Genomic DNA, 26,996 nt, shown 5'->3' with positions numbered 1-26,996 from the left:
AAGAAGTGTCGGATCACGAAGTCCTGTGCCTGGGCGAGGCCATGGTTCTGGTGGCGCCCCGGCACGGGGAGCCGCTCGCCACGGCCCGGGAGGCGACCCTCTCGGTCGCGGGGGCCGAGTCGAACGTCGCACAGTACCTTGCCGATCTGGGCCACCGGGTGGCATGGGCGAGCCGCGTGGGCAGCGACCCCCTCGGCGACCGGGTGCTCATGGCGGTCGCCCGGCCCGGGGTGGACGTGCGCCACGTCGAGCGCGATCCGTCCGCTCCGACGGCTGTCTACTTCAAGGACCCCTCCCGCGAGAACGGCACCCGGGTGCACTATTACCGGCAAGGGTCCGCGGCCTCGCTGCTCACCCCCGCGTACCTGGACACACTCCCGATCGCCCCGGCGCGTCTGGTCCACCTGTCGGGAATCACCGCCGCGCTGTCGGCCGGCTGCGCCCGTACCGCCACGGCCCTGTTCGACCGTGCGCGCGCGGCCGGGGTTCTCCGCTCGTTCGACGTGAACTACCGTCCTGCGCTATGGAGTACCGAGGACGCCTGTGCGCCGCTGCTCGCCCTGGCCCGGCAGGCCGACGTCGTGTTCGTCGGGCTCGACGAGGCGGCGGAAGTATGGGGCACCACGACGGCCGAGGACGTACGGGACCTGATCGGTCCTTCGGTGAGCGTGGTGGTGAAGAACGCGGACGTCGGCGCCGTGGTGTTCGAGTCGGGCACGGACCCGGGCACCTTCGTCCCCGCCGAGCCGGTCGACGTGGTCGAGCCGGTCGGCGCGGGCGACGCGTTCGCGGCGGGCTACCTGTCGGCGTGGCTGCGGCACGACACACCGGCCGAGAGGCTGCGCCTGGGGCACCGCGTCGCCGCGTTCGCGCTGAGCTCGGTCGAGGACCACGCCGACGCCACGTCCCTGCGTCGTCCGGCACCCGGCCCGGACGGAACGACCCGGTGAGCCAGACGGTCGAGCGGGCCATCCAGATCCTGGAGATGCTCAGCAGAGGCCCACAGCACCCGGCCGCGGTCGCCGAACGGTTCGGCGTGCACCGGACCACCGCACTGCGCCTGCTCCAGGACCTCTGTAAGGGCGGTCTCGCCCGCAAACGGGAAGACGGCAGCTTCGCCGTCGGATACCGCCTGGCCGGCCTGGCGGCAGCCGCCCTGGAACAGTTCGACCTGCGCGCGAGCGCGCACCCGTTCCTCGCCGAGCTCGGCCGCAGGCTCCGGCTCACGGTGCACATCGCCACCGTCGAGAACGGGCGGTTGATCTATGTCGACAAGGTCGAACCGCAGGGCACCGTACGGCTGTACTCGGAGATCGGAAAGCCGGTCGTGCTGCACAGCTCCGGTGTCGGCAAGGCGATCCTGGCGTTCCTGCCCGAGCCTGAGCGCGTTGCGCTGCTGGACGGTTACGTCTACGAGCGGTTCACCGACACCACGGTGACCACCGCCGACGCGTTCGCCGCCCGGCTGCGCGAGGTCAGGGCACGCGGCTGGGCCGAGGACGACGGGGAGTACGAGTCGTTCGTCAACTGTGTGGCCGTCCCCGTCCGGGACGGCACCGGAACCGTACGCACGGCCATCTCGGTGACGGCGCTGAAAGCCCAGACCGACCTCACCGTCCTGCACACACATCTGCCGGCCATCAGACACACCGCACAGACCGTCTCACGCACACTCGGGTGGACCCAATGAACCCAACGAACCCAACGAACCCCATGAACACCGCATCCGGACAGTTGTTCCAGGACGCATTCGACACACTGCCACTGATGGCCATCCTGCGCGGCTTCGACATCGCACGCACGGTGGAGGTGAGCCGACGGGCCTGGGACGTAGGCATCCGGCTCGTCGAGGTGCCCGTACAGAGCGAGACCGCGGTGGCCGCGCTGCGTGCCGCGGTGGAGGCCGGAGCGGAGCGCGGAGCCGTGGTGGGCGCCGGCACGGTGACCACCGTCGAGCGGGTCGAGCGAGCGGTGGCGGCGGGCGCGGGCTTCACCGTGGCTCCCGGCTTCTCCCGCGAAGTCGCCGAGGCGTCACTCGCCGCGGGCCTGCCACACCTGCCGGGCGTCGCGACCGCGTCCGAGATCCAGCAGGCCGAGGCGCTCGGGCTCACCTGGCTCAAGGCGTTCCCCGCGTCCGACCTCGGTGCGGGCTGGATCGCGTCGATGCACGGCCCGTTCCCCGAGGCACGCTTCGTCGCGACCGGTGGCATGAACCTCTCCAACACCGGGGAATTCCTCGCCGCCGGGGCCGCGGCAGTGTCACTCGGGTCGGCGCTGGCCGACCCCGACCAGTTCGCACAACTGCCCGCACTCATCACCTCGATCACAGAAAAGGCGGATCAATGAAGATCGTGGCACTGGAGACCTTCTCCGTAGCGCCCCGCTGGCTGTTCCTGGCCATACGCACCGACGAGGGCATCACCGGATGGGGCGAGCCCGTCGTCGAAGGGCGTACGGCGACGGTCGCCGCGGCCGTCGAGGAACTCTCCGACTACCTCATCGGCCAGGACCCCTTCCGTATCGAGGACCACTGGCAGGTGATGACGAAGGGCGGCTTCTACCGGGGCGGCCCCATCCTCTCCAGCGCGGTGGCCGGGATCGACCAGGCGCTGTGGGACATCAAGGGCAAGGCGCTCGGTGTGCCGGTGTACGAACTGCTCGGCGGCGCGGTACGTGACCGGGTGCGCACCTACTCGTGGATCGCCGGTGACGAACCCGACGGGGTCGCCGAGCACGCTCTGCAGCGTATGGAGCAGGGCTTCGACGCGGTCAAGATGAACGGGACCGGCAAGGCACGGGCGCTGGAGTCCAAGGCGGAACTCGACCTGCTGGTGGGGCGCGTCGCCGCCGTACGCGAGGCCATCGGTGACTCGGCCGACATCGCCGTCGACTTCCACGGGCGGGTCTCGCCCGCGGTCGCCCGCGAGGCGTTGCGCTTGTTGGAGCCCCTGCACCCGCTGTTCGTCGAAGAGCCGATCGTGCCCGAGCTGACCCCGGACTTCGGGCGGATCTGCTCATCCACGACCGTGCCGATCGCCACGGGGGAGCGGCTGTACTCGCGCTGGGACTTCCGTGATCTGCTCGGATCGGGGATCGCGGTCGCGCAGCCGGACCTGTCCCACGCCGGTGGTATCTCGGAGGTCCGCCGGATCGCCGCGATGGCGGAGGCGTACGGTGTGGCGCTCGCCCCGCACTGCCCGCTCGGCCCGATCGCGTTCGCCGCCAGCCTCCAGATCGACTTCGCGAGCCCCAACGCGCTGATCCAGGAGACCAGTCTGGGCATCCACTACAACACAGGGGGAGGCTCCGATCTGCTCGACTACCTGGTCGACAGGAGCGTCTTCGACTTCGCCGACAGCCACATCAGCCGGCCGACCGCGCCGGGGCTGGGTATCGAGATCGACGAGACCGCCGTACGCAAGGCCGCCGAGGTGGGCCAGCGTTGGCGCAATCCCGTGTGGCGCAACGCCGACGGTTCACTGACCGAGTGGTAGGGCCGGATGGATGGCGGGCCGGCAGGCTTCTCCGGAGCCGGTGAACCATCAACGTGCCTGCAGGGCGACGGTCCGCCCTGGGCGGGGTGCGCGGCCGACGGCGAGAGCGGTGAGCGGGAGCAGCGTCAGGGCGGCGAAGTTGGCGCCGACCAGGGCGGGTCCGGTCAGGCCCAGGGAGGAGTCCAGAGCCCGGCCGGCGATGGCCGATCCGGCGGCGATGCCGGTGTTGTAGGCGGAGGTCGTCAGCGCGGAGGTGAGGGTGGGCGCGTCACCGGCGAAGCGGACGGCGAGCGAGGTGACGAGCGGGTTGACGGTGAACCCGGTCAGCGCGACGAGAAAGACCAGAGCGACGGCGGTGACCGGCCTGTCCGACAGCGGGATCAGCAGACACGGGGTGACGGCGGTGGCCGCCGCGGCGGTGAGGGTCGTGGCCATGGGGTGGCGGTCGCCCAGGCGTCCGCCGATGGCCGTGCCGCCGAGCGCGCCGGCGCCGAAGACGGTCAGAGCCAGGACCACGGTGTGGCGCCGGGGCAGGCGCAGGGTGGCCATGGCCATGACCGGCCCACCGACGATCATGCCGATCGCGAAAGCGGTGATCAGCAGTCCGGCGTGGGAGACGCTCACACCGAAGTCGCCGGCCATCTCCGGGAGCAGGCCGGCGATCACGAACTCGGTGGTCCCCATCAGGAACGTACCGGCGGCGAGGACCCGGACGACGAAGGGGAGCTTGCCGTGGGTGGGCCCGGACGGCGAGGACATGGGTGTACTTCTCTCTTTGAGCGGGAAGAGCGGTGGACCGGTGTACCGGTGGAAACGGGGGGGGCGGCTCAGGAGTCGGCTTCGATGGTGATGCGGCCGGCCCCGGAGAGGCGTTCGGTGCCGGCGTCGATGCGGCCGAGGATGAGCAGGTCCGCGTGGGGGCCTCGCCGTCGCGGTAGAAGAGGGCCGGATTGCCCCAGGGCGCGTAGTAGGTCAGGTCGCCGGCCTGGGGCGTGGCCGGCTCGGGAGCGTCCGAGGTGTCCAGCGTGCGCGGCAGGCCGGCGATCCGCTCCGTCCCGTGGAAATCCTCCAGGTCCAGTGTGAGCGGGAGGAGTTCGGCGAAGTCACGGGCGGCGGGGCTGTCGTTCAGGGGGGCGTCGACGGGCGGCCGTCGAGTGTGACCCGGATGCCCATGTCGGTGGTGTTCCTCTCGGAAGCGGATGGTGTGGTGGCCGCCGCGGCCTCCTCCTGGGCCGCGGAGGCGGAGGAGGAAGCCGCGGAGGACGGTGTGGTGTCCGGTGAGCCGTCCGAGCAAGCGGTCACGGCCGGCAGCAGAGCGGCTGCCGGGGCGACACGGGCCGAGCCACGCTGGGCTGCGAAGTTCTTGAGGGACATCCGGTGGGTGGTCAGTCGGGAAGGGGTTCGGCGTAGTGCCGGAATCCGGTGCGCTCGGTGTGGATGGTGTAGAGGCGCCGGGCGAGGGCGCCGGGGCTGCTGTGCTCGGCGTCGGGGCGGATCGCTCCCGGGATGATCAGCTGGGCGGCGTAGACGTTGTCCGGGGCGAGCCTGTCGTGGAGCATGCGTGCGTAAGCGCTCTCGGCGGCGAACGCGATCGAGGTGCCGGCCCGGTCAGGGTGCGGGCGGACGGCACTGCCGCCGTTGACGAAGAGCAGTGTGCCTCCACCGAGCGCCCGCATCCCGGGAAGGACGGCGTTCACGCAGGTGAGGGGTGCCTTGACGGAGAAGGCCAGCGGGTCGTCGAGGTCGGATGCGCTGGTGTCCAGGACCGGCTTCATGAAATCGGCGCGGGGCACCGGGCTGTACTGCAGGATCTCGATGGGCCCGAGGGCTTCGGAGGCCGCCGCCAGGGCCGTGACGAGAGAGGCGGCGTCCAGGACGTCGGCGGCGAAGCCGCGGGCCGGGATGGCGTCGCGGTCCAGGTCGGCCGTCAGGAGGTCCAGATGTTCGGCGCTGCGGGAGAGGAGCGCGATGCTGTGGCCGGCGGCTCCGAAGCGGCGGGCGGTGGCCAGCCCCAGGCCGGGGCCGGCCCCGATGAGGGCGAACGTGGTCATGGGGGAGTCCTTCGCGAAGTGTGTGGTCATGGGGGAGGCGGGTCTTGATGGCGGACAGGACCGTGCCCGGCGCCGCCCGCATCGGCAGGGAACGCGTTGCCCTTGCCGTTGTGGCGGCCGGGAGGAGTACCACGCCCTTCAGGTAACCGTTGTTCCGCCCGGCCGGCCAGTCACCACCGAGGGGTGTACCGCCCGTACATCCCTTCCGCGGCACGCGGGACGTACCGTCGAGGTGTGGACAATCGTGAAGAGGTCCGCGAGTTCCTCACCTCGCGGCGCGCCAAGATCAGGCCCGAGCAGGCCGGGCTGCCCGCCGGTAGCCGGCGCCGCGTTCCCGGACTGCGCAGAAGTGAGGTCGCGGCTCTGGCCGACATGAGCGTGGAGTACTACGCCAAACTGGAACGAGGTAATCTCGCCGGTGTCTCGCCGACGGTCCTCGACGCCGTTGCGCGGGCCCTGCAACTCGACGACGCGGAGCGTGCGCACTTCCTCCATCTGGCTCAGGCCGCGGACGGCTCCGATGCCTTGATCAGGCCGCGGCGTCGCGCTGCCCGGCTGTGGACGCCGCACCGCAGCCTGCAGTGGACCTTGGACGCCGTCACCGCCGGCCCCGCCTTCGTTCGTAACGGCCGCATGGACCTGCTCGCCGTCAACCCGCTCGCCCGCGCCTTCTACCACGACGTCTACGCCGATCGTCACAACCGGGCGAACCTCGCACGCTTCAACTTCCTGGACCCCGCCTCCCGGCGGTTCCATCCCGACGGGGATCTCGCCTCGGACGTCGCCGTCGCCATCCTGCGCACCGAAGCCGGCCGCAACCCGCACGACAAGGGACTGATCGACCTGGTCGGCGAGCTGTCCACCCGCAGCGACGCCTTCCGCACGCGCTGGGGCGCCCACGACGTGCGTCGCCACGACACCGGCGTCAAACGCTTCCACCACCCGGTCGTGGGTGGGCTCACCCTCGCCCGGCGCGGCACGGCACATCGGTGGACGACGAACCCGGCCTCACCCTCCTCATCCACACCGCCGAACCAGGCTCTCCCTCCGAAGCGGCCCTGCGCCTGCTCGCCTCCTGGACCGCCTCCCGGGACGACGCCGCCCCCGAACAGCGCCTCGGCGGCGGCTGACGGGACGGAACGCACGGCCGTACCGGTGGTCTTCTGGTCACAGCCCTGGCCGAGGAGACTGCGGCCGAGGGCCGAGACCCTCTCGGCGACTCCGTCGACTGCCCTGATGCTGGGGTCGGCGTAGGCGACGGGGACGATGGTGGTGAACGTGTAGCGACCGTCGGTGTCGGTGATCAGGTGGCCGGGCAGGTTGTCCTGTGACACTCCGTCGTCGTACAGCCCGGAGTGGTTGCCGTCGTCTGCTGCCTGGTAGATGTCCAGCTTGGCGCCCTCGAACGGCTGACCGTGGCCGTCCAGTATGCGGCCGGAGACGATCAGTGGGGTGCCGGGTTCGTCCGACCGCATCGGCAGCACGCCGGGGTTTCCCATATGCACGGAGCCAGGGATGAACGTGGCGCTGTCGACGCCCGCGGAAGGGGTGCAGCCGTCCTGGCCGCCTTGGAAGACCTCGCTGAACAGCAGGTTGGCGACCGCCGCCAGTGGCCGCCGCGCTGGTCATCGACTTCTCCCCGATCCCGGAGAGCGGGCGCGACTACCCCCGGGTCCAGTTCACCGGGCCTGCCATGCGCACCCTGTACGCCGACTGGGACGCCCTCACCGCCAACACGCGCTTGAGATCCTGTCGCGGGCCCGGGACCGGTTCTTGGTGACGCTGTTGCACCGCACCGGCACGTGGTGCCCCACCACGCCTCCGTCGCCCCCGTCACGCGCGACCTCGGCCCGAAGGGCACCACGTACCGGCTTTCTCTGCCGGAGAGTTCTACCGCCGGGACGCCGACAAGGCGATCAACCGCATGCTGTCCTGGTTCGCCGGCGCCGGGTCCCGGAGGGGCGCCGCACCGCGGACGCGGTACGGAACCGGGTGTACGAGGGCGCTAGAAGTGCCGCAGGCGCAGCAGGAACTGGCAGCCGCCGGAGCGGCCGTCGGCGTCGATCTTCACCGTGACCGGGGTGCCGACGAAGGCCGAGCGGAACTGGCCCGCGGGCAGAGCGTCCGGGCACTGGCCCGCGTCGCCGTCCGGGTAGAACTGGACGTCGAGGACGATGTTGCCCGTCACGGTGAAGGTGAGGTTGCACCAGCCCGGCTGGCCGTCGGTGTCGACCCTGACGGCCTGCCCGAACACCGGGATCGGCAGGATCGGCATTGGGTAAATGTCCTGGTTTCCGCCGCACTGACTGGCTACACCGCCGGCGCTGGGCCGGAGTGAGTAGCTGATGGAGGAGCCCGCGAGAGTGCGGTCCGGGTCGTAGACGCCGAACGCCAGTTGGCAGCCGCCGGGACGGCTGTCGGTGTCGAAGCGGATGGCCTGCGTCCATTCCGGCGAGGCGGCCCACTGCTCCCCGGTCCGCCCGCCGCACTGGCCCGCGTCGCCGTCGGCGTTGAACTGGATGCCGATCTGCGGCTCGGCGCTGAGCGGGGCCGTTTCCGTCGCGTACGCCGCCGTACTGGAAAGACCGGCGATCACGAAGACGCCTGCGGCCAAGACGCGGGCCAGTGATCTGAGACGTCCGGTCATCCGTAATCCACTCATACGAGAGTCTCCTCGAAATCCGTGGACGCGACGGCTGGGCCCGCCGCGCCGCTGTCGTGTGCCGACCGACCGGTACGCCCGGCTGGTCCAGACCGCAGTATGGACGCTGACACCCCGCTCGTATCGCCGTGAACACGCCAATCTTTGGGGCCCCTGCCGAGGCGGTCGCAACGGTCGCGGATCCGGCCGGTCTGCGCGCGGCCACGAGCTCACCGACGGCGACGGCCGGCGTGTCCCTGGAAGACCTCCTTGAACAGAGGCATGGCCGCTGCCGCCGGCGAGGTGCCGTTCGTCTCCTGCATCATCCGCAGCAGCTCGGTGGTCGCGTTGAGGTCCTCGACGGTCAGGTCTTCTCCATCACGCATACGGATCAGAGCGTTCCTGAACGCTTCGACGGATGAGCCACGCGATCTCAGCCCTTGAAGACGATCTCGGCCTGGTCGCGCTTGGTGGTGTGCAGGTCCCAGTAGACGGGGGCGACGTTCTCGGCCGTGGCCGCCTTCAGCGTGGGGTCGATGGAAGTGCCACCGAGCGCCACGTCGATGGCGATGTGGGCGGCCTGGATGCCGGTGTCGGCCAGTTCTTTGTGCAGGTTGACCACCCAGTTGCGCAGCGCCGCGGCGGCGGCGTTGACGTTGCCGACCATCGGCAGCGGGTCGAGGGAGCCTGCGCCGGTGGTGTAGAGCAGGGTGCCCGCACCGGCCTCGCGCATCGCGGGCAGCACGGCCTTGGTGGCGGCGATCGCCCCGTACAGCTGGAACTCGATCTGGTCCTGGATGTGGGCGGGGTCGCCCTCGGCCGGCGTGGCCAGCACGGTGGATTCGACGGCGAGGGGTGAGTACTCCAGGACGTCGATGCGGCCGAACCTGGCGGCGGCGTCCCGGAGCGCCCGGGTGAGCGAGTCCCGGTCGAGGACGTCCCCGGGGAACCCGGCAGCGGTGATGCCCTCGGCGCTGAGCTTGCCGACGAGACCGTCGAGGTTCTCGCGGTTGCGGGAGATCAGGGCGACGTCGAAGCCCTGAGAGCCGAAGGTGCGGGCGATGGCCAGACCCATCTGGGGGCCGGCTCCGACAATGGCGATGCTGGTCACAGCGATCCTTTCGTACATCTCGATGAAGGAAGCGAGGATTCGGATAGGTCTATCCGAATCAAGAACCGGATAGGTCTATCCGGCTCGCTTCGGCCACCGTAGCACCAAAAATGGATAGGGCAATCCGATTGCTAAACTGGCCGGTATGACTCCTGGCTCCCAGCACTCCGACGGCGCCGCCGCTCAGCCTCTGCGCAGTGACGCCGAGCGCAACCGAGGGCGGATCATCGCTGCCGCGCGCAGGGTGTTCGCCCGTGACGGCCTCGGCGCGTCCATGGCGTCCGTGGCCCGCGAGGCAGGCGTCGGTATCGCCACCATGTTCCGCCGCTTCCCCACCAAGGAGGAGCTGGTCGCCGCCGTCTTCGCCGACCGTATGGACGCCTACGCCGACGCGGTCGCCGTCGCCCTCGAAGACCCCGATCCCTGGCACGGCTTCACCGGCTACATCGAGACCGCGTGCGGGATGCAGGCCGCGGACCAGGGTTTCGCCGACGTGCTGACCATGACCTTCCCCACCGCCAAGGCCATGGAGGAACGCCGTACCGAAGCGTACGAGGGCATGGTGCGGCTCATCGGCCGGGCCAAGGCCGCGGGTCGCCTGCGGGAGGACTTCGACCCCTCGGACCTGATGCTGATCCACATGGCCAACCTCGGCGTCGTGAACGCCTGCGGCGACGCCGCCCCCGACGCCTGGCGGCGCATCGTCGCCTTGTTCATCCAGTCCCTTGAGGCCCCGGCCCGCGGCCCCCTGCCTCCCTCGCCCGAGCATGACGCCATCCACAAGGCCACGCTCCGCACCAGCCTGACGGGCCTCACGGGGCCGGATCCGGACGCGACCGGCTGACCCTGGACCTGTGACCGACCGTCAGGGCGCACTCCTGCCGGTTCGTGCGAGGCGGACCCGGGGTCCGTGTGCGGAGTCGGGCGGTCAGGGCGCCGCGTTCAGCAGGTCGAGCGCGCTGTGCTGGCGTGCCGCGTCCGTCGTGTCGAGCGGGCCGTTCCAGCGGAGCCCGTACTGGCCGAGCGGATTGCGGTCACGGGTGTACGCGGCCTCTGCCTGCCGGGACAGATACGCCGTGTAGGGGTGGTCGGCGAGCGCCGTGTTGAGCTTGCCGAGCCCGCGTACGTGCGCGCCCTTGAAGGACGGGCCGTCGGCCCCGCAGTCACCGCCCTCGCACGGGTCGCGCAGGATGCCGCCGGTGTTCAGGGACGAGGAGGTGGTGGCCGCGTCGGCGATCTGCCGCGCCGTGGTGAGGAGTGCGGCGTCCTGGGTGGCCCGGTTCAGCTCCGTGAGCGCGCCGAGCAGCACACCCTGGTTGTACGACCAGACGGCGGCGCCGTTGTTGCGGCAGGTGGACAGATCGATGCCGTCGTTCACCAGGCGCGAACTGTTGACCATCCCGGTCCCCTGGAACCACGACCAGCCGGCGCGGGCCCGGCCCAGGTGGACGGTGTCGCCGGGGACGCGGTTGTGCAGTGCCGCGTTGAGCTGGATGTAGAGGGAGTTGGCGATGGCGTTCTTGTAGGTCTTCGCGGTGCTCCACCACACACCGCCGCCGCAGACACCGTCCCAGTAGGAGGCCATGTGATCGGCGTCCGCGCGTGCGGTGTTCAGATAGCGGCTGTCACCGGTCGCGTCGTACGCGGCGATCCAGGCCAGCCCCCACCACCCGGTGTCGTCGATGTAGTCGTTACGGAACTGGCCCCCGTGCGCGTTCAGTTGGCGGTTGTAGGTGTTGGCGATGGCGTAGCTGTAGCTGGGCATTCCCGAGACGCGGATGTTGTCGATGACCGCGGTGAGCGCGTTGGCCGAGTTCCACCAGCCGGTGGTGTCGAACAGTCCGGTGCCGTTGTTGTAGAACTGCATCTGCGCCGTGGCCGCGGCGGTCCGGCGGTCCCACGCGTTCCAGGTCGTACGCGCCCAGGGTGTGCAGGCGATGTCCGTACGGTCGCCGGCCTTGCCGCAGGCGCGCAGGGCGCCGACCCCGTTGGTGTTCCAGTCGTCCACGTTGTACATGAGGGTGCGCCGGCCGCGCTGTCCGGCGGGCACCGTGGTGGCGCCGAGGCGGCTGCCGGAGCTCCAGGTGCGCCCGCCGTCGAAGGACCGGTCGAGCCAGACCTCGTCGCCGGGGCTGCCGTTGTCCGTCGAGGCCCAGCCCATCGCGTCCTGGTCGTCGAAGTGGAGGACGATCGAGCGGGAGAAGAGCGTGGTGGAGACGGGGGTACGGTCCTGCGGCGAGAGCGCGGGGTCGCGGGCGTCGCAGTACTTGTTGCAGATGGCCGCGGCCGGAGCGGCGGCCGCGGCCGCGGCCGGGGCTACGGCTTGTGGGGTCAGAGCGGCGAGGAGTGCCACGGCGAGCGGCGCCACGAGATGACGCAGCCGGACCGACAACGTTGTCCACATGGGCGGCTCCGGGATCGGCGGGGGTGGCTGAGAGAGCTCCCAGAACGTAGGGCAATGATGTGCCCGCGTCAATGCGTCGCGGAAGTCCTCCGTCCCCGGTCGCGCCACCTCTTGTACGTTGCTCCAAGAGGGAAGCCTTGGGGGTAACGCCCACCAACGGGAAGGCAGCGTTCTCGATGACCAGCCAGTGGCAGTTGCGTGCCGCGTTCGCCGCGCGGCTCTCCGAGATGTACGGGCGGGAGGTCCCCGCCTACACCACGCTTGTCGATGTCTCCCGCGAGGTCAACGAGGAGGTGCTGCGCGCCCAGGGTGCCGGAGCCGAGCGGCTGGGGTCCATCAGCCGCGTGACCGCCGAGCGGCATGGCGCGATCCGCGTCGGCACTCCACGGGAAATGCGGCAGGTCGCGCGGGTCTTCGGAGCCCTGGGCATGCACCCGGTCGGCTTCTACGACCTGCGCGAGGCCCCTGTCGGGGCGGTCCCGGTCGTCTCCACCGCCTTTCGCCCCATCGCCCGTGACGAGCTGGCGCGGAACCCGTTCCGCGTCTTCACCTCCATGCTCACCCCCGACGACCCGCGGTTCTTCGATGCCCGTCTGCGCGCCGGCCTGGAGACCTTCCTCGCCGGCCGTGAGCTGTTCCCGCCGGAGCTGCTCGCTCTCTCCGACCGGGCCGAAGCCGAAGGGGAACTGCCCGAGGCGGAGGCCGAGCGCTTTCTCCACCTGGCCGTGCGGGCCTTCGAGCTGTCCTCGGAGCCGGTCGACAAGGCCTGGTACGAGACCCTGGAGCGGGTCTCCGCCGTCGCCGCGGACATCGGCGGCGTCCGCAGCACCCATGTCAACCATCTCACCCCGCGCGTCCTGGACATCGACGAGCTCTACCGGCGCATGAAGGAACGCGGCATCGAGATGATCGACACCATCCAGGGACCGCCGCGCTGGGACGGTCCCGACCTGCTGCTGCGCCAGACGTCCTTCCGCGCTCTCGCCGAGCCCCGGGCCCAGCGTGCCCCGGACGGCAGTGTGTTCACCGGGGCGCTGCGGGTGCGGTTCGGTGAGGTCGAGGCGCGCGGCATCGCCCTCACCCGCGAAGGCCGTGCCCTCTACGACCGGCTGCTCACCCTCGTCGACCAGCAGGCGGCGGCCCATCCCACGGCCGACCGGGGCGAACTCGCCCGCGCCCTGTGGACGGAACACGTGCCCTCCACCGAACGGCAGCTCGCCGCCCGGCGGTTGGCCTACTTCACCTACCACGTGACGCCCGGCCGGCCGCGGGACGGAAGCCGGCCGCCCGCCGGCGTCGGCGCGTTGGTGGAGCAGGGCTGGCTGCGGGCCGACCCCATCGTCTACGAGGACTTTCTGCCCCGCTCCGCGGCCGGTATCTTCCAGTCCAACCTCACCGGCGACGGTGTACGGAACGACCAGCACGCGGGCACCGACTACGACAGCGAGTGGCTGTCCGGTGCCATCGGCCGCCAGGTCCTCGACCCGTTCGCCCTTTACGAGCAACAGCAGAACGACTCGCTCGCACAGGCCGCCCATGTCCTGGAACTCGACGGCGCGGGAGAGCCACGGGCTACGTGACCGAGGTCGGCTCCGGCCGGTGGTCGGACGCGCCTTCCTTACGACCAGGCCGGCCGCGCAGGGCACGTACGGCCACCGGGCCGACCAGAGCCGCCAGGGCCAGGAACAGGATGGCCGCGGACAGGGGGCGGGTGAAGAACACCGTCCAGTCACCCTCGCTGAAGGTGAGTGCGCGGCGGAACTGGGTTTCGGTCATGGGGCCGAGGACCGCGCCGAGGATCAGCGGGGCCACGGGGTAGCCGGTGCGGCGCATGAGGAAACCCAGGATGCCGAAGACCACGGCGATGCCGAGGTCGACGGCGTTCTGCGACAGCCCGTACACGCCCAGCGTGGCGAAGACGATGATGCCCGCGGTGAGCAGCGGCCGGGGCAGTCTCAGCAGCTTCACCCACAGCGGGATCAACGGGAGGTTGAGCACGAGCAGCATCACATTGCCGATGTAGAGACTGGCGATCAGTGTCCACACCAGCGCGGACTGCGTCTGGAACAACTGCGGCCCGGGCTGGACGTCGTACATCTGGAAGGCGATCAGCAGCACACTGGCCGTCGCCGAGGTGGGGATGCCGAGGGTGAGCAGCGGCATCAGCACACCGGAGAACGCCGCGTTGTTGGCGGCCTCGGGGCCCGCCACACCCTCGATCGCGCCTTTGCCGAACTGCTTCTTGTGGCGGGAGAGCCGGCGCTCCAGGTTGTAGCTGAGGAAGGTGGGGATCTCCGCGCCGCCCGCGGGCAGCGAGCCGATGGGCAGGCCGATGGCCGTACCGCGCAGCCAGGGCTTCCAGGAGCGCCGCCAGTCCTCGCGGCTCATGCCTATGCGGCCGCCCACGGGGAGCATCTCCTCCTGGGGCGCGCGTCGTATGCGGGCGGCGGTGTACAGGCCCTCGCCGATCGCGAAGAGCCCGACGGCGACGGCCACCACCTGGACGCCGTCGTACAGTTCCGGCACACCGAAGGCGTAGCGGACCTGGCCGGTCAGACTGTCGATGCCGACGAGTCCGATCGCGAGCCCCAGGAAGAGGCTGCACAGCCCGCGGGCCGGGGCGTCGGCGACGACCGCGGTGACGGTGGCGAAGGCGAGGACCATCACGGCGAAGTACTCGGCGGGCTGGACGCGCTCGGCGACCCGCGACATGGCCGGACCGATGAAGGTGATCGCGACCGTGGAGACCGTGCCGGCCACGAAGGAGCCGATGGCGGCGGTCGCCAGCGCGGCGCCGGCCCGGCCGGAGCGGGCCATGGGATGGCCTTCGAGGGTGGTGGGCACCGAGGCGGTCTCGCCGGGGACGTTCAGCAGGATGGCGGTGGTCGAGCCGCCGTACATCCCTCCGTAGTAGATCCCGGCGAACAGCACCAGCGCGCCGACCGGGTCGAAGACGTACGTCAGCGGGAGCAGCAGCGCGACGGTGGTGGCGGGTCCGAGGCCGGGGAGTACGCCGACGAGCGAGCCGAGCGTGCAGCCGACGAAGGCCAGCAGCAGATGCATCGGGCTGAACGCGCTGGCGAACCCGTCTCCGAGGTTGGTGAGCACATCCATGTCAGAACGCCAATCGGATGATGCCGGGCGGCAGATGGATGCCCAGCAGACGGTCGAAGAGGAAGTACACGGCCAGCGCCAGCACGAGCCCCACCAGCGCGTCGCGCAACGGCTTGGCGCTGCCCAGGACGCGGGCGACCAGGGTGAACAGCACCGCCGTGGACTGCCAGTAGCCGAGGGGGCTGAGCGCGAAGAGGTAGCCGACCAGCAGCGCGAGCAGGACGGCGACCGGACGCCAGTCGGTGAGCCGGGCCTCCTCCTGGGCCTGCTCGTTCTGTTCCCGGTCGGCGCCGCGGAAGGCCTGCGTCACGGAGATCGCGGCCGATACGCACAGCCCGGCGCCGACCAGCAGGGGGAAGGCCCGGGGGCCCACATCCTGGTCGGTGGCCCGCTCGGGGACGGCGAACGCCCAGCCCAGCACGATCACTCCCGCCGCGAGAAAGAGCAGCGCCGCGACACGCGGGCCCCAGAACGTCCCGGGGGCCTCGGGGGCCTCGGGGACCTCGGGGAGCTCGGGGGACGCCTCCTGCTGTGTGCTCATGAGGTCAGCCCCACTTCCTTCAGCACCTGTGTGACCTGTTTCTGCTGCCGGTCGATGACGGCCCCGAACGTGTCGCCCGGCAGCCACACCGCCTTCCAGTCGTTCTGCTCCAAGGTCTGCTTCCAGCACGACGTGCGCCGCATCCGGTCCACCATCCGTACGACGGCCTGCTGTTCGTCGTCGCTGAGTCCGGGCGGGGCCATCACACCGCCGATGCTTTCGGTGCTGGCCTCGCCGTACCCGAGCTGCGTCAGGGTAGGGGCGTCCATCCCCTTCGGGGACTCCTTGCCACTGATCGCGAGGACCCGGAGCTTGCCGGCCTCGATCTGCGGCCGGATCTCCGTCAGTGTCGACATGCCGGCCTTGGAGGCCCCGCTGAGCAGCAGGTTGAGCACCTCGCCGCCACCGCCGGTCGGTACGTACGTGATCTCGCCGGTGGGGATGTTCTCGGCCTTGGCGAGCGAGGCGACCGTGATGTGATCGGGGCCGCCCAGCGAACCGCCCACCCAGGACATGCCCTTCGGGTTCCGCTTCATCGCCGCCAGCACGGACTTCAGGTCGCGGAACGGGGAGTTGACGGGCACCACGATCGCACTGGGACTGATGGTCAGCCCGGCGATCGGGGTGAGGGAGGAGAGCCGGACAGGGGAGTCGTTCTGGACCGCGCCCCCGGACATCGTGACCGTGTCCATGGTCATCAGCTGGTAGGGATCGCCGCCGCGGCCGACCATCCGGGCGAGTCCGATGGCTCCGCCCGCGCCGGGCTTGTTGGTGACCGTGACCTCCTTGTCGATGATCTCGCAGTCGGTGAGCGCGGCGCCGATGCCGCGGGCCCGCGCGTCCCAGCCGCCGCCGACACTGCCGGGGGCGAGGATCGAAAGGCCACGGGAGGGATAGCCGGCGGCCGCGGTCGAGTCGTCGGGGGAGCCGATGGTGCACGCGCTGCTCACCGTGGCCAACAAGGTGACGGTCAGAGCGACGCGCGGACCGTTCCGGAGGAAAGGGGGCATGGGAACGCTCCGTCGCAGGGAGTCGCAGGATCAGGGGAGTCGCAGGATCAGGGGAGTCGCAGGGTCAGGAAACCGCAGGGTCAGGAAGTCGCGGGAGCAGGAAGTCGCAGGTTCAGGGGGCGCGGGACCAAGAGGGCGCGGGTTCAGAGAGTCGCGGGTTCACGGGGCGTGGGTTCAGGGGTCGCAGGTTCAGGGGGCGTGGGATCTCAATGGCGGGCGCGGGACGGGGGAATCGTAGGATCACGGAATCGAGCGCGGGGACCGTGGGGCCGGGCGGCCGGAAAGCGGGGGGAGATGTGACGTGGCGGGGAGATGAGTCCGGAGCTTGCGCCCCGTGCGTCGTGACCACAAGACGATTGACAGGAAGGCGTCAATCACCGACGGTCGACCCATGCCCGTAGTGATCGACCTGGGAAGCTCCCCGGAGGAGCGCATCAGCACCCGGCTGTCCCCGATAGCCGAGTTGTGCGCCTGCCTGCACGCGCTGGACGGACCTCGGCATCACCCGGCCAGCCGCCGCTGGGTCGGCGCGGTGCGGCAGGGCGCGGACGAGGGGCTGCTGGCGCGGGCCGCGCAGTGGGCACCGCTGTGGGGGGCGTTCCGGGCCCGCTATCTGCTTCCCCTCGCACCGGGGCCGGAACGCACCCTGGAGGAGGAGCTGGCCGACATCGGAGGGTTGGCCGAAGGGGTGTTCACGGCGATGACCGAGCAGGCGCTGATCGGAAAGAACAGCCACCAGCCGGAAGAGCCCGACAGGGCGCCGCACTTCGGACCACGCCTTGGACCGCGCTCCGGTTCCGGGAGCGCGCGGCACCTCCGTAGTCGCTCCTGGTCCCCGGAGGACTTCCTCGGCCGACTGCGGCAACTGTCCGAACGCCGGTTCGCGCTGGGGGTGCGGCTGCTCGCCGACCCCGCCGCGTTCCGGGCCGACCTCACGGCCTTCCTGTCCGCCGCGGCCGAGGAGCTCTTCGAGGCGGAGTGGATCCGGCTGCGCGGTGTGCTCACGTCGGACGTGCGCGTACGCACCCACGAGCGCCGGCTCCGCGGAGGCCGGATCCTGGCGGACTTCCCCACCGCGCGCCTTGAGGACGACCCGCCGCGGGTCGTCTTCGAGAAGCTGTACAACGCGCGGGTGAGCCTGACGGACGCGCAGTGCCTGTTGGTGCCCTCGCTCCACACCAACCCTCATCTGGCCATCAAGCACTACCCCGGATATCCGGTGGTGGTGCAGTACCCGGTGCGCGGCGAGGGGGACGGGGAACCGCCCGGCATGGACGAGGTGCTCCGCAGGGTCCGGGCGCTGGACGATCCCATCCGCGTCCGGCTGTGCCGCGCGCTCCTGCGGCAGTCCGTGACGACCACCGAACTGGCCCACCAGTTCGACATGACGCCGCCGCAGATGTCCCGGCACCTGCGCAGGCTCCGGGAGGCCGGCATGGTGCACACGCACCGGCAGGGCGCCCGGGTGCATTACCAGCTGGACGAGGAGGCGGTCCGGACCCTCGGCGTCGACCTGCTCGGCGCCCTGCACCGCTGACGCCCACCGCGCACCGCCCGGCGCGGCAGCGCTCCTCCACCATTGACGCACGCGCGGCAATCACCTTGAGCGGACGCCCGCTCCGGCGTGATCGTGGCGGACACCACCCCGTGTCAGGCGGCGGGGCACCGCAGGAGGAAATGTGACACCGCGCATCAAGAGCACCAAGGCGTTCTACCGCACCGGCTCCACCACCGTCTTCGCCTCACAGCACGACCAGCGGTTCTCCTACTGCTTGCACGTGCCCTCCGTGCACGAGACCACCGACACCCCGCTCCCGCTGCTGGTGATGCAGCACGGCACCGGCCGTACCGCCGTCCAGTACCGGGACGCTATGGCGGACTTCTCCGAACGGTACGGCTGCGTGGTGCTCGCCCCGCTGTTCCCCGCGGGCATCGGGGACCCGGACGACCTGCACAATTTCAAGTTCATCGAGTACGGCGGCATCCGCTACGACGAGGAGTTGCTGGCCATCGTCGAGGAGGCGGGGACGCGCTTCACGATCGACACCGACCGGTTCACACTGCACGGCTTCTCGGGCGGCGGACAGTTCGCGCACCGCTTCCTGTACCTCCACCCGGAGCGGCTCAGCGGTGTGTCGATCGGCGCGCCCGGCCGTGTCACCCTGATCGACCCGGAGCGCGAGTGGTGGCTGGGCACGGCGGGCTTCGAGGAGCGTTTCGGCACGCCGGTACGGCTGGAGGAGATCCGCAAGGTGCCGGTGCACATGGTGGTCGGCTCCGAGGACACCGAGACCTGGGAGATCAACAACCCGGGCGACTCCAACTGGATGGACGGCGCCGACGCCGTGGGCCGGACCCGCGTCGAGCGGATCACGGCCCTGCGCGACAACTACACCGCGCTGGGGATCGGCGTCACCCTCGACATCGTGCCGGGCGTCGCGCACCACGGCATGGGCGTACTGGACGCGGTCCGCGCGTTCGCCGCCGGTGTGCTGTCCGCCCGTACACCGTCGTCGGGATCCTGAAACCGGGCGTCCCGCACCGGCGTTCCGACGGTCACGCGTCCGCGGTCTCGTCCTGGTGACGGAACAGGGTCCGGTACTCCTGAGGGGAGGTGCCGAGGTGCCGATGGAATGTGGCCCGCAGGGAAGCGGGAGCGCCGAGACCGGTCAGGCGGCCGATCTGCTCGATGGGCACGGTGGTCGCCTCCAGCAGTTCGCGTGCTCGGTCGATGCGTGCGTCGGTGAGCCAGGTCATGGGCGGGGTGCCGGTCTCCTCGCGGAAGCGCCGGATCAGTGTCCGCCGTGACATGTTGGCGCGTTCCGCCAGGCGGCCGATGGTCAGGGGCTCCGCGAGGCTGTCGAGCATCCACTCCCGCAGCGGCGCGAGTTCCTCTCCGCTCGCTTCGGGGCGGAAGCGGTCGATGAACTGTGCTTGGCCTCCCCGTCGCCGTGGCGGCGCGACGAGATCGCGTGCGTGGGTATTCGCCGCGGCGGCGCCGCGGTCGGTGCGGATCAGGTGCAGGCACAAGTCGATTCCCGCGGTCACGCCGGCGGACGTGAGGATGTCGCCGTCGTCGACGTAGAGCTGATTCGGCAGGACATCGACGTGTGGGTAGCGCTGACGCAACTGCTCGGAGTGCCGCCAGTGGGTGGTCGCGGGGCGCCCGTCGAGCAGCCCGGCCGCGGCGAGGGCGAAGGCCGCGGTGCAGATGGAGACGAGCCGGGCGCCTCGGGCGTGAGCCGCTCGCAGTGCGGCCAGAAGCTCGGTCGACAGGGCCGCGTCGATGTCGTCGTAACCCGGAATGATCACGGTGCCGGCGTCGTCGAGTGCTTCGAGGCCGGCCGCGACGGTGATCGCGAAGCCACACCCTGGCACCAGGCCGGTGTCGGTGTCACCGCACACGGTCAGGTCGTAGTGGGGGTCCATCGCGAAGATCTGCGTCGCGGTACCGAACTCGAGCGGGAGCGCACCGGGCAGTACGAGCACCGCGACGGAGTGTCTGTTGGTCATAGTGGCACGATTGTAGCGCTGTATGGCATCCGTGCCACTTTTGACGGGGGAGCCGCTCTCCTAGGGTCGAGTCATGGCCAAAACCCCCGCCCTCCCGGAAGGGCCCCAGAACGAGGTACTCGTTCTTCCCGCTGGGCCGCTGGTCGAGGCAAGCCTCGCCGCGGCACGTGCCGCGGTGCACCCGTCCGTGCTCAACCACAGCATTCGTGGTTTCTATTGGGCCCGTCTGTTCGCCGCCCACAAAGGCGTTCTGAACGACGCGGACTACGACGAGGAACTCCTCTTCGCCGCCCATGTGATGCACGACCTGGGAACAGGCCCCGACGCACCCGGCCGGCTCCGGTTCGAGATGGAAGGCGCTGATCTCGCCGCTGCGGTACTGACCGATCTCGGAGTTCCGGCCCGGGACGTCGACCGGGTCTGGGAGGCGATCGCCCTGCACAGCACTCCTCAGATCCCCGAACGAATGGGACTGCTGACCTACCTCACGTACGAAGGCGTCTGGATCGACTTCGGCAAACATTTCGACCTGGTGGCCAAGGAACAGCGGCAGATCCATGCCGCCTACCCACGGCTCGGGTGGGTCCGCCATTTCGCCGACGAAGTCCTCGCGCACGGAGCCCGCTCCGAGACCGCCGCGCCCCCCTATGCCCTCGCCTTCCATCTGGCGCGTGAGCGGGAAGCGGACGGAGTCACCACCATGGAGCGCGGCATAGCCAAGGGACCGTGGGGAGAGTAGGCGAGAAGCCCTCACCGAGGCACCCACTCATATGTCGAGTGTCCCGGGCTTCTACAGGAAAAGCCGGGACTGTTCCGCGAGATCGGAGTCAAACATGTCAAATTTTGCCGAGTTCACTTTCCGAGGGCAGCCGGGCTACAACGAAGCGGCGGCTCGGGAGATCATCACCAGTTCGATTCCCGTCAGGACGATCGCCGTCTACTGCTTCGACCCCCGCGCGGCCGACGCCGCGCAAGCCGTCGCCGATCACTTCGGTGACGAGGTCTACCCGGGTGACCTTGTTCTCGACGAGGCAGGCAGGAAGGCAGGTTCTACGGCGACGGTGTTCCCCCTCATCGTCGGGGGTGGACGCGCGACGGACGCTCTTCGCTCGATCACGGTCTCCCAGCACCTCTTCGGAATCGAGCGGGTGGCCGTCGTACACCACTCCTTCTGCGGCGCCACTTCCTTCACGGCGGAGGGAATCACCGCTGCGTGGAAGCATGAGCATCACACCGACATCTCGTCGTTGTACGACTGGGACGGCATCTCCATCGCCGACTACGAAAAGTCACTCAATTACGACGTAAGCCTGATTCGCAACAGCCCGGGCACCCCGAAACACATCGAGATTTACGGCCTCTTCTACGACATCGGTTCCGGCGAGCTGACCGAGGTCGTTCGCGACGTCCCGGCCGAGGTGGTCGGCACAGCCTGATCACGGGGCCGCGGGCCCGCGCGTCGGGCCCGCGGCCACAGCCTCCCGCTGGACCGGGCGTCGCACCGCCTCTCACTCATCTCGTGCGACGCCCACGCGATGGAGTGACAGTGGAGTTCCCGCCAGCTCCCTCTCACCGAACGGAGCTCACCCGGAACGAAGCTCACCGCGAACGAAGCTCACCTGGAACGGAGCCACCATCATGGAACGCAACCTGCTCGTGATCGGGGCGACCGGCAAGACCGGTGGCCACACCGCCGAACTCGTGCTCCAGCGCGGGCACCGCGTCCGCGCACTCGTGCGCCGCCGCGACGCCCGCGCCGAGCGGCTCGCCGCCCTCGGCGCGGACGTCGTGGAAGGCGACGTCCTCGACCTGGACTCCCTTGCCCTGGCGACCAAGGGGATCGACGCCCTGTACTTCACCTATCCGATCCGCCCCGGCCTGATGGACGCCACCGCGAACGTGGCCCAGGCGGCGGAGGAGAACGGGGTCCAGGCGATCGTGAACATGTCGCAGGTCTCCGCCCGCCGTAGAACCGCCAGCAACGCGGCGCGCCAGCACTGGGTCGCCGAACGCGTCCTGGACCACTTCCCGGTCCCCGTCACCCACATCCGCCCGACCTTCTTCGCCCAGTGGCTGATCGACACCTGGGCCGACGGAACCGGCGAACTGCGCCTGCCGTTCGCCGACGGACGCCACGCCCCCATCGCCGAAAGCGACCAGGCGAAGGTGATCGCGGCCATCCTGGAGGACCCCGCCCCGCACGCCGGCCAGATCTACCCGCTGTACGGAGCCGAGGAGCTCAACCACTACGAGATCGCCGAGAAGATGTCGCGGGCGCTGGGTCGTGACGTCACCTACGTGCCCATCGACCTCGACGAATTCGCCGCCATCCTGCGCGGGCGCGGCGCGCCGGACCACCTGATCCAGCACCTGCTCGCCGTGGCCGTCGACTACCGCAACGGAGTCTTCGCCGGCACCAACGACCTGGTGAAGACGATCGGCGGCAGCGACCCCCTCGATGTCGAGGGCTTCATCGCCCAGAACCGCGCGGCCTTCGAACTGCCCACCGCCTGAACGACCGCCCCGCGGTCCACCGTCCACATCAGGCAAGGGGGCTACTCGGACGGGCGCGTGAGGGCCTCGGGTCATACGCTGGTGCATGGGGTACGCGACCGGGTTCCCGAACCGGACGGTTACCGGGGGACACGATGAGCAGTGCAGAAACAGGTCCCGGAATCTCCGAGGACCTGGCATACCCGACCCTCAGCCGGCGACAGCTGGATTATTTGTTCGACCTTGGAGTGGTCGAAGACGTCACCGTCGGTCACGTGATACACCGCATCGGCGACGAGACATACGACCTTGTCGTCATCGCCGACGGCGAGGTGGAGGTGGTGCGCGAGGCGACGGCCGACGCGCCCGAAGAGGTGATCGCGACCTTCGGCCCGGGTGCGTTCCTGGGTGAACTCGGTCTGCTGACGGGGCAGACTGTGTATCTGTCCGCGCGGGCCGTTCGGAACAGTCGAATCTACCGACTCTCCACGGAGAATTTTCGCCGCCTCATGGCGACCGAGGCGGACATCGCGGACATCATATTGACGGCTTTCAGGGCTCGGCGTCACATCCTGAAATATGCGGCAGCCCAGACCATCGAAATTATCGGAAGCTCCTTCTCTGCGGATTCGATGTCGCTGCGCACATACGTCGCACGCCTCGAACTGCCTCACTCCTGGCTGGACATCGACACCCCTGAGGCGAAATTTCTGATGGATGTGTCGGCGCTCTCCGTCGACGACCTGCCGGCTGTGCTTCTGCCCGGCGAGAAATTGCTGAGGGCCACTCCGGCCGAACTCGCCAGAAGCCTTGGCCTCTCTTATCGCAAGGGGCGGAGCCCGGATGTGGATCTCGTGGTCGTCGGAGGTGGCCCCGCGGGGCTGGCGGCCACCGTCAACGGTTCCTCCGAAGGACTCGCGACCGTCATGCTGGACGCGGTCGGCCCCGGCGGCCAGGCGGCGGCCAGCTCGCGCATCGAAAACTACCTCGGATTTCCCCACGGACTCAGCGGGGCGGAGCTGACCCGGCTCGCATCGGTGCAGGTGCTGAAATTCGGCGCCAATATCTACAGCCCCAGCACGGTCGTAGCTCTCGGGACAGGAGCCGATCGGCTCACCGTTCTCCTCTCCGACGGTACGGAGATTCCCACCAGGGCCGCCATTATCGCCACGGGGGCGCGGTACAGGTCGCTCCCCGTCGACCGGTGGAAGGAGTTCGAGCATGCCGGCATCTACTATGCGGCGACCGAGATGGAGGCGCGCTCATGTGCCCGAAAGGAAGTGGCCGTCGTGGGCGGTGCCAACTCGGCCGGCCAGGCTGCTGTTTTCCTGGCGGGTCGAGGGTGCATGGTGAATCTGGTGGTCCGTGGGGAAGATCTTTCCGCTCGCATGTCCTCCTATCTGGTGAATAGAATCTCTGTCCACCCTCGGATTTCGGTGCATACGTCGACGGAAGTCACAGGGCTTCAGGGCGGGACTTCTCTTGAAGCGATACGGCTGACGAACTCCTCGACTGACGAAGAAGCCGTTGTGCCGTGCCACGGGCTGTTCTGTTTTATCGGTGCGTACCCGGCTTCCGGCTGGCTGAACGGCTGCTGTTCTACCGACGGGAAAGGATTCATATACACGGGAAGCCACATCCCTGACGAGGATCTGGGGCCGCAGTGGAAGATTCTCGGGCGCGATCCACTCCCCTTTGAGACCAGCATGCCGGGCATCTTCGCGGTCGGGGACGTGCGGTACGGGTCCACCAAGCGCGTCGCCGCCGCGGTCGGGGAAGGGGCGAGCGCCATATCCTCGGTCCATCAGGTGGTCGGTGCGCGGTTGTAGCGTTCCACCGGCCGTGCCCGGCCGCCGACGCGCAGCACTGTTGTGCCACGGTCGGTCGCCGAGCAGCGGGGTGCCGAGCCCCCCGCGCTCGGCACTCCGCTGCGCCTGTCGGTCAGTAGCCGACGGCGAAGCGCTGCCGGCGGTGGCCCGGCCGCTCGATCTCGTCGAGGAGGGCGACCGCGTAGTCCTCCACGGAGATGGTGCTGTTGCCGTCGTCGTCGGCGACGAGGTCGTCGAGTGAGGTGCGGTAGCCGCCGGTGCGCGCGCCGGGCTCGATCATGGCCGCGGGGCTGATGTTGGTCCAGTCGACGTCCGTGACGGTCCGGTAGTAGTCGAGGGCGTCGCCGTGGGCGTGCATGATCTGCAGCAGGAAGTCGGGCAGGCCCGGGGCGTCCCACACCTGCTTGCCGTCGGGAGTGCGCAGAGAGCCGGCGCCGCCGACGGTGACCAGGCGGGGTCCCTGCCCGCGGAGGGGCCGCAGTCCTTCGACGAGGGCGACGGCGGCGGGCTTGATGGTGGCGATGTGACCGGGGCCGTCACCGCCGCCGACAGCGCTGACGACGACGTCCTGGCCCTTCGCCGCAGCGGCGACCGACCGGCTGTCGAGGATGTCGCCGGTGGTGACGGTGAGATTCGCGTGGCGTTCGGTGACCTTGGCGCGGTCACGGACGACGGCGGTGACGGTGTGGCCACGGTCGAGGGCCTCGCGGACGATGGCGGAGCCGATGGTGCCGTTGGCTCCGAAGACAGCGATGTTCGTCATGACGGTGTTTCCTTCGTGATCTGTGGTGGTGGTTCGGTGGGCGTTCAGGCGGTAGCGGTGGCGATGCGCCGGTCGGCGGCCGGGATGCGCGGGTACGCCGCCACGGGCAGGGCACGCGGGCCGGAGAAGAGGCCGCCGGACAACACCCGCGGCTCGATACGGTCCGCGTTGCGGTCGGCGAACTCCCGCAGCGCCGGCCCCGAGCCGCAGCACCAGCCGCAGCAGGCGTCGAACGCGTTCGTCAGACGGGTGAGGTCGGTCATACGGGGCCTCCTGACACGGGTAGAAGTCAGTCATCGGTAGGGGCCGGGAGCTGCGACGTCCTTGCCGCCGCATATGCTCCCCACCGACTTCAAACGTAGAAGCCGCGAAAGGTTCCGCCCAGGCACGGTGAGGTCTCGGCGTGGTGAAAAACGGACACGAAGCGATCCCGGAGATCCCGTACGTCCCGCCCGCGCCCGGCACGGTCGGGGTCGAGGTGATGCCGATCGCCGAACTGCGCCGCCGCATGCACCGCCTCGGCGGAGCGGTCGGCGCACGGGACGCCGAGGGAGCCGGCCGCGCACAGCGCCCGGACTTCCACCTGCTTCTCACGGTGGAACAGGGGCTGCTCCGGCACATGGTCGACTTCGCCGACTACGCCGTCACCGACAGCACCTGGCTGTGGGTCCGCCCCGGCCAGGTACAGCGCTTCGGCGACCTCGGCGCGGCGACCGGCACCCTGGTGCTGTTCCGGCCCGACGTCCTCGACCCCGTCACCGCCACCGACGTCCGCCTCGACGACCCCTTCGGACGCACCCTGTGGCAGATCACCGGCGAGGACGCCCCCGCCCTGCACCGCGCCCTCGACCACCTCGCCCACGAATACGGCACCACCCACATGCCGCCCCCCACCCGTGCTGCCATCCTCCAGCGGCTGCTCGCCGTGCTCCTGCTGCGCCTGACCCACGGGACCGCACCCGTCGGCACCCTGCCCGCCGAGCACACGAAAACCTTCCAGCGCTTCCGTGCCGCCGTCGAAACCGACTTCACCCGGGCCCGCGACGTCGGACACTACGCACGCGTCCTCGGATACGCGCCGCGCACCCTGACCCGGGCCGCGTACGCCGCGGCAGGCGTCGGCGCCAAGGGGTTCATCGACCGTCGCGTCGTACTGGAGGCCGAACGCCTCCTCGCCCACGGCGACGAACCCGTCGCGAACATCGGGGTCCGCCTCGGCTTCCTCGACACCAGCAACTTCGTCAAATACTTCGTCCAGCGCACCGGCACCACACCGGCCGCCTTCCGCGGCCGGTACCGCCCGGCCCGGCCCGCCAGTTGAAGCCGCCTGCCTGCGTCGATGCCATGACCCGATCCTGGCGATGCGCGGCACTCGGGCCACTTCTCGTTCACGCACCGTCCTCGTACGGTCGGGGCATGAACGACATATTCGCCCTGCCCACGGGTCCGCTTGCCGACGCGAGCCTCGCCCTCGTACAGAAGTCGGAGAGCACACCGATCGCCGACCACAGCATCCGCAGCTTCCTGTTCGCCCGTCTGCTGGCCGAGCGGGAAGGCTGCCTGAACGACGCGGCGTACAACGAGGATCTGCTCTTCGCCGCCTGCGTGCTGCACGATCTGGGACTGGGCACCCTCGCGGCCGGCCAAGCCCGGTTCGAAGTGGAAGGCGCCGATCTGGCGGCATCCGTGCTGACCGAGCACGGCGTCGCGGCGGCGGACGTCGACCGGGTATGGGAAGCGATCGCCCTGCACTCCTCCCTGGGTATCGCCGACCGGCGCGGACTGCTGACCTACCTGACCCACAAAGGTGTCTTCACCGACGCCGGCTACTTCACCGACCTCAATGCCGCGGTGCTCCGGCCGATCTACGCCACATACCCCCGACCCGCCGACGACCACTTCGTCCAGAACGCGATCGTCGAGCACGCCGTCCGCTCCCGGGCCGCGGCACCTCCGTACTCGATCGCGGCCGAGTTGCTGCGTCGGCAGCAGGCCGGAGAGTGACCTCCGAGCGCGCTTAGCCGCGGTGCGG

Annotated in this window: 27 protein-coding genes and 3 pseudogenes; 15 read left to right on the top strand and 15 right to left on the bottom strand. The window is 69.9% G+C overall.

Features of this window, described 5'->3' with window-relative positions; genetic code table 11:
* Nucleotides 1-5 precede the first annotated feature (5 nt).
* The 4 genes from ACFXKG_RS29360 to dgoD are packed head-to-tail and all read left to right on the top strand — an operon-like array spanning nucleotide 6 to nucleotide 3,494.
* On the top strand, nucleotides 6-950 hold the full coding sequence (locus ACFXKG_RS29360) for a sugar kinase (RefSeq protein WP_384845489.1): 945 nt from the start codon (nucleotides 6-8) through the stop codon (nucleotides 948-950).
* Nucleotides 947-1,690: an IclR family transcriptional regulator gene (locus ACFXKG_RS29355; RefSeq protein ID WP_384845487.1), complete on the top strand. Its 744-nt coding sequence runs from the start codon at nucleotides 947-949 to the stop codon at nucleotides 1,688-1,690. Before ACFXKG_RS29360 ends, ACFXKG_RS29355 begins: the two co-directional genes overlap by 4 nt.
* Nucleotides 1,691-1,713: 23 nt before the next feature.
* Entirely contained in the window at nucleotides 1,714-2,346 is a 633-nt protein-coding gene (locus ACFXKG_RS29350) for a bifunctional 4-hydroxy-2-oxoglutarate aldolase/2-dehydro-3-deoxy-phosphogluconate aldolase (RefSeq protein WP_384845485.1), read from the top strand.
* A complete protein-coding gene (dgoD, locus tag ACFXKG_RS29345) occupies nucleotides 2,343-3,494 on the top strand; it encodes a galactonate dehydratase (protein WP_384845483.1) in 1,152 nt (383 codons plus the stop codon). The genes ACFXKG_RS29350 and dgoD overlap by 4 nt, the downstream gene beginning before the upstream one ends.
* 48 nt (nucleotides 3,495-3,542) lie before the next feature.
* On the opposite strand, the gene ACFXKG_RS29340 is transcribed toward dgoD, so the two are convergent.
* The 4 genes and pseudogenes from ACFXKG_RS29340 to ACFXKG_RS29325 all read right to left on the bottom strand — a co-directional run bounded on the left by ACFXKG_RS29340 (nucleotide 3,543) and on the right by ACFXKG_RS29325 (nucleotide 5,545).
* On the bottom strand, nucleotides 3,543-4,253 hold the full coding sequence (locus ACFXKG_RS29340; RefSeq protein ID WP_384845481.1) for an MFS transporter: 711 nt from the start codon (nucleotides 4,251-4,253) through the stop codon (nucleotides 3,543-3,545).
* A 223-nt stretch (nucleotides 4,254-4,476) separates the two neighbouring features.
* Nucleotides 4,477-4,623: pseudogene (locus ACFXKG_RS29335) on the bottom strand (cyclophilin-like fold protein); the annotation flags it as partial.
* Complete coding sequence (locus ACFXKG_RS29330; RefSeq protein ID WP_384845479.1) at nucleotides 4,620-4,868, bottom strand: hypothetical protein; 249 nt, start codon at nucleotides 4,866-4,868, stop codon at nucleotides 4,620-4,622. The gene ACFXKG_RS29330 and the pseudogene ACFXKG_RS29335, both read right to left, overlap by 4 nt.
* 11 nt (nucleotides 4,869-4,879) lie before the next feature.
* On the bottom strand, nucleotides 4,880-5,545 hold the full coding sequence (locus tag ACFXKG_RS29325; RefSeq protein WP_384845477.1) for an SDR family NAD(P)-dependent oxidoreductase: 666 nt from the start codon (nucleotides 5,543-5,545) through the stop codon (nucleotides 4,880-4,882).
* A gap of 234 nt (nucleotides 5,546-5,779) precedes the next feature.
* Here ACFXKG_RS29325 and ACFXKG_RS29320 point away from each other — a divergent pair.
* Nucleotides 5,780-6,675 (top strand): annotated as a pseudogene (locus ACFXKG_RS29320) (helix-turn-helix domain-containing protein).
* 168 nt (nucleotides 6,676-6,843) lie between these two features.
* On the opposite strand, the pseudogene ACFXKG_RS29315 reads toward ACFXKG_RS29320, so the two are convergent.
* From ACFXKG_RS29315 to ACFXKG_RS29300, 4 genes and pseudogenes are all read right to left on the bottom strand, one after another.
* A pseudogene (locus tag ACFXKG_RS29315) lies at nucleotides 6,844-7,020 on the bottom strand (catechol 1,2-dioxygenase); the annotation flags it as partial.
* Nucleotides 7,021-7,550: 530 nt separating this feature from the next.
* On the bottom strand, nucleotides 7,551-8,207 hold the full coding sequence (locus ACFXKG_RS29310; RefSeq protein ID WP_384845475.1) for a hypothetical protein: 657 nt from the start codon (nucleotides 8,205-8,207) through the stop codon (nucleotides 7,551-7,553).
* Between the two features lie 209 nt (nucleotides 8,208-8,416).
* Entirely contained in the window at nucleotides 8,417-8,572 is a 156-nt protein-coding gene (locus ACFXKG_RS29305) for a hypothetical protein (protein WP_384845473.1), read from the bottom strand.
* Nucleotides 8,573-8,619: 47 nt separating this feature from the next.
* On the bottom strand, nucleotides 8,620-9,297 hold the full coding sequence (locus tag ACFXKG_RS29300) for an SDR family NAD(P)-dependent oxidoreductase (protein WP_384845471.1): 678 nt from the start codon (nucleotides 9,295-9,297) through the stop codon (nucleotides 8,620-8,622).
* A 145-nt stretch (nucleotides 9,298-9,442) separates the two neighbouring features.
* Here ACFXKG_RS29300 and ACFXKG_RS29295 point away from each other — a divergent pair, with 145 nt between their 5' ends.
* A complete protein-coding gene (locus ACFXKG_RS29295) occupies nucleotides 9,443-10,141 on the top strand; it encodes a TetR/AcrR family transcriptional regulator (protein WP_384845469.1) in 699 nt (232 codons plus the stop codon).
* An 84-nt stretch (nucleotides 10,142-10,225) separates the two neighbouring features.
* On the opposite strand, the gene ACFXKG_RS29290 is transcribed toward ACFXKG_RS29295, so the two are convergent.
* Nucleotides 10,226-11,701 carry a glycoside hydrolase family 76 protein gene (locus ACFXKG_RS29290; protein ID WP_384845467.1) on the bottom strand — a complete coding sequence of 492 codons (1,476 nt, stop codon included), beginning with the start codon at nucleotides 11,699-11,701 and terminating at the stop codon, nucleotides 10,226-10,228.
* Nucleotides 11,702-11,877: 176 nt separating this feature from the next.
* Between ACFXKG_RS29290 and ACFXKG_RS29285 the strand changes: the two genes are divergently transcribed.
* A complete protein-coding gene (locus ACFXKG_RS29285; protein ID WP_384845465.1) occupies nucleotides 11,878-13,281 on the top strand; it encodes a 2-oxoadipate dioxygenase/decarboxylase family protein in 1,404 nt (467 codons plus the stop codon).
* On the opposite strand, the gene ACFXKG_RS29280 is transcribed toward ACFXKG_RS29285, so the two are convergent.
* The 3 genes from ACFXKG_RS29280 to ACFXKG_RS29270 are packed head-to-tail and all read right to left on the bottom strand — an operon-like array spanning nucleotide 13,274 to nucleotide 16,366.
* Nucleotides 13,274-14,815, bottom strand: coding sequence for a tripartite tricarboxylate transporter permease (locus tag ACFXKG_RS29280; RefSeq protein WP_384845463.1), 1,542 nt, complete (start codon nucleotides 14,813-14,815; stop codon nucleotides 13,274-13,276). The two genes, ACFXKG_RS29285 and ACFXKG_RS29280, sit on opposite strands and share 8 nt — an antisense overlap.
* Nucleotide 14,816: 1 nt before the next feature.
* Nucleotides 14,817-15,356: a tripartite tricarboxylate transporter TctB family protein gene (locus tag ACFXKG_RS29275; RefSeq protein WP_384845461.1), complete on the bottom strand. Its 540-nt coding sequence runs from the start codon at nucleotides 15,354-15,356 to the stop codon at nucleotides 14,817-14,819.
* Nucleotides 15,353-16,366 carry a Bug family tripartite tricarboxylate transporter substrate binding protein gene (locus ACFXKG_RS29270; RefSeq protein WP_384845459.1) on the bottom strand — a complete coding sequence of 338 codons (1,014 nt, stop codon included), beginning with the start codon at nucleotides 16,364-16,366 and terminating at the stop codon, nucleotides 15,353-15,355. The genes ACFXKG_RS29275 and ACFXKG_RS29270 overlap by 4 nt, the downstream gene beginning before the upstream one ends.
* A 391-nt stretch (nucleotides 16,367-16,757) precedes the next feature.
* On the opposite strand from ACFXKG_RS29270, the gene ACFXKG_RS29265 reads away from it, so the two are divergent.
* The gene (locus ACFXKG_RS29265; protein WP_384845457.1) at nucleotides 16,758-17,903 is read left to right on the top strand and encodes a DUF5937 family protein; all 1,146 of its coding nucleotides are present in this window, start codon (nucleotides 16,758-16,760) and stop codon (nucleotides 17,901-17,903) included.
* Between the two features lie 142 nt (nucleotides 17,904-18,045).
* Nucleotides 18,046-18,891, top strand: coding sequence for an alpha/beta hydrolase (locus ACFXKG_RS29260; protein WP_384845455.1), 846 nt, complete (start codon nucleotides 18,046-18,048; stop codon nucleotides 18,889-18,891).
* Nucleotides 18,892-18,922: 31 nt separating this feature from the next.
* Here ACFXKG_RS29260 and ACFXKG_RS29255 read toward each other — a convergent pair whose 3' ends face one another.
* Nucleotides 18,923-19,879: a GlxA family transcriptional regulator gene (locus ACFXKG_RS29255; protein ID WP_384845453.1), complete on the bottom strand. Its 957-nt coding sequence runs from the start codon at nucleotides 19,877-19,879 to the stop codon at nucleotides 18,923-18,925.
* Nucleotides 19,880-19,952: 73 nt separating this feature from the next.
* Here ACFXKG_RS29255 and ACFXKG_RS29250 point away from each other — a divergent pair, with 73 nt between their 5' ends.
* The 4 genes from ACFXKG_RS29250 to ACFXKG_RS29235 all read left to right on the top strand — a co-directional run bounded on the left by ACFXKG_RS29250 (nucleotide 19,953) and on the right by ACFXKG_RS29235 (nucleotide 24,201).
* On the top strand, nucleotides 19,953-20,618 hold the full coding sequence (locus tag ACFXKG_RS29250; protein ID WP_384845451.1) for an HD domain-containing protein: 666 nt from the start codon (nucleotides 19,953-19,955) through the stop codon (nucleotides 20,616-20,618).
* A gap of 94 nt (nucleotides 20,619-20,712) precedes the next feature.
* Complete coding sequence (locus tag ACFXKG_RS29245; RefSeq protein ID WP_384845449.1) at nucleotides 20,713-21,315, top strand: carbonic anhydrase; 603 nt, start codon at nucleotides 20,713-20,715, stop codon at nucleotides 21,313-21,315.
* Between the two features lie 202 nt (nucleotides 21,316-21,517).
* The gene (locus ACFXKG_RS29240; RefSeq protein WP_384845447.1) at nucleotides 21,518-22,393 is read left to right on the top strand and encodes an NmrA family NAD(P)-binding protein; all 876 of its coding nucleotides are present in this window, start codon (nucleotides 21,518-21,520) and stop codon (nucleotides 22,391-22,393) included.
* Nucleotides 22,394-22,527: 134 nt separating this feature from the next.
* A complete protein-coding gene (locus ACFXKG_RS29235; protein ID WP_384845445.1) occupies nucleotides 22,528-24,201 on the top strand; it encodes an FAD-dependent oxidoreductase in 1,674 nt (557 codons plus the stop codon).
* Between the two features lie 112 nt (nucleotides 24,202-24,313).
* Here the strand turns inward: ACFXKG_RS29235 and ACFXKG_RS29230 are convergent, their stop codons facing one another.
* The gene (locus tag ACFXKG_RS29230) at nucleotides 24,314-24,964 is read right to left on the bottom strand and encodes an NAD(P)-dependent oxidoreductase (RefSeq protein WP_384845443.1); all 651 of its coding nucleotides are present in this window, start codon (nucleotides 24,962-24,964) and stop codon (nucleotides 24,314-24,316) included.
* A gap of 44 nt (nucleotides 24,965-25,008) precedes the next feature.
* Nucleotides 25,009-25,227 carry a hypothetical protein gene (locus tag ACFXKG_RS29225; RefSeq protein ID WP_384845441.1) on the bottom strand — a complete coding sequence of 73 codons (219 nt, stop codon included), beginning with the start codon at nucleotides 25,225-25,227 and terminating at the stop codon, nucleotides 25,009-25,011.
* 140 nt (nucleotides 25,228-25,367) lie between these two features.
* On the opposite strand from ACFXKG_RS29225, the gene ACFXKG_RS29220 reads away from it, so the two are divergent.
* Both ACFXKG_RS29220 and ACFXKG_RS29215 read left to right on the top strand, forming a co-directional pair.
* On the top strand, nucleotides 25,368-26,285 hold the full coding sequence (locus ACFXKG_RS29220; RefSeq protein ID WP_384845439.1) for a helix-turn-helix domain-containing protein: 918 nt from the start codon (nucleotides 25,368-25,370) through the stop codon (nucleotides 26,283-26,285).
* Nucleotides 26,286-26,380: 95 nt separating this feature from the next.
* Nucleotides 26,381-26,968, top strand: a complete 588-nt coding sequence (locus ACFXKG_RS29215) for an HD domain-containing protein (protein WP_384845437.1) — start codon at nucleotides 26,381-26,383, stop codon at nucleotides 26,966-26,968.
* The last annotated feature ends 28 nt before the right edge of the window (nucleotides 26,969-26,996 follow it).

It is taken from the genome of Streptomyces sp. NPDC059255 (genome assembly GCF_042752355.1).
In the GTDB taxonomy this organism is placed as follows: domain Bacteria; phylum Actinomycetota; class Actinomycetes; order Streptomycetales; family Streptomycetaceae; genus Streptomyces.
This window is presented reverse-complemented; position numbering and strand designations above follow the sequence as displayed.